The sequence below is a fragment of the Streptomyces sp. NRRL F-5650 genome, assembly GCF_000721365.1.
Taxonomy (GTDB): domain Bacteria; phylum Actinomycetota; class Actinomycetes; order Streptomycetales; family Streptomycetaceae; genus Streptomyces; species Streptomyces ardesiacus.
Genome location: NZ_JOGV01000122.1, coordinates 1 through 1459, shown reverse-complemented (window position 1 = coordinate 1459; position 1459 = coordinate 1). Strand labels below are relative to the sequence as shown.

The 1459-nt window shown below is 69.6% G+C and carries 1 protein-coding gene; it reads left to right on the top strand.

What is annotated here, in order from left to right; all coding sequences use genetic code 11:
- Window positions 1–1459, top strand: a 1459-nt coding sequence (locus IG88_RS0137655) for an acyl carrier protein (protein ID WP_031051355.1), incomplete at both ends; no start/stop codon positions are given.

Genomic DNA, 1459 nt, shown 5'->3' with positions numbered 1-1459 from the left:
TGAGGCTGCCGGGGTCGAGGTGTGTGCGGTCGGTACGTTGCGGCGTGAGCAGGGTGGTGTCCGGCGTTTCCTCACTTCGCTGGCGGAGTTGTGGGTACGCGGCGGTACCCCCGACTGGTCGGCGGTCTTCGTCCCGTTCGCCGAAGGAACCGAGCCGGTCGATCTGCCCACCTATGCTTTCCAGCGCGACCGCTACTGGCTGGCGCCCTCGGCCGCCGGTGCGCCCGTTCAGGTCGAGCTGCCTTCCGCGCCGGTTGCCGCGCCGGTGGACGGATTCCGGCAGAAAGTGCTGGACGCGCCCACCGACAGCGCGCGCCTGCGCGTCGTGCTGAACGAGGTGTGCACCCAGGCAGCGGCCGTACTCGGCTGGGCCTCGGCGCATGAGGTCGAGGTGGGGCAGGCGTTCCGCGAGGCAGGATTCGACTCGCTGACCGCCGTTGACCTGCGCAACCGCCTGGGCATTTCCACCGGGCAGCCCCTCGCGCAGACGGCTGTGTTCGACTACCCGACGCCGCTGCGGCTCGCAGAGCACCTGCGCGACCGCATACTCGGCGCGGACAGTTCGGGCGACGACGATGCGGAAGCCGCCGACTCACGCTCCGGTACGACAGCCGGCGCCTCAGATGCCGAGCCCATCGCCATCGTGGCCACCAGTTGCCGCTTCCCTGGAGACATACGCACCCCGGAAGACCTGTGGCGGCTGTTGCTCGACGGGCGGGATGTCATCTCCGGGCTGCCGGAAGACCGTGGATGGGACCTCGACGCGCTGTACGACCCGGACTCCTCACGGGCGGGCACCAGTTATGTCGACCAGGGTGGATTCCTGCACGATGCGGGGGAGTTCGACGCAGGCTTCTTCGGGATCTCGCCGCGCGAGGCCGTCGCCATGGACCCGCAGCAGCGGTTGCTCCTGGAGACCTCCTGGGAAGTGCTGGAACGGGCGGGCCTCGACCCTGATTCGCTGCGCGGCAGCAGGACCGGTGTCTTCGTCGGCGCCGTCCCGCACGGCTACGGCACGGACGCCACCAACGCCCAGCAATCCGGGGGCTATCTGTTCACAGGCGCCGCGGGCAGTGTGGCTTCGGGGCGCATTTCCTACAGCTTCGGACTGACCGGGCCGGCCGTCACGGTGGACACGGCGTGCTCCTCTTCGCTGGTGGCCCTGCACCTGGCGGTCCAGGCGCTGCGCCACGGGGAGTGCTCGATGGCACTCGCCGGCGGAGTGACGGTGATGTCGACTCCGGGTATCTTCACCGAGTTCAGCCAACAGCGAGGACTCGCCCCAGACGGCCGGTGCAAGCCCTTCGCCGCGGCGGCGGACGGTACAGCCTGGGGCGAGGGCGTCGGAGTACTGCTCCTGGAGCGGCTTTCGGACGCGCGGCGCAATGGTCATCAGGTGCTGGCGGTGGTGCGTGGTTCGGCGGTCAACCAGGATGGCGCGTCGAACGGTCTGACCGCG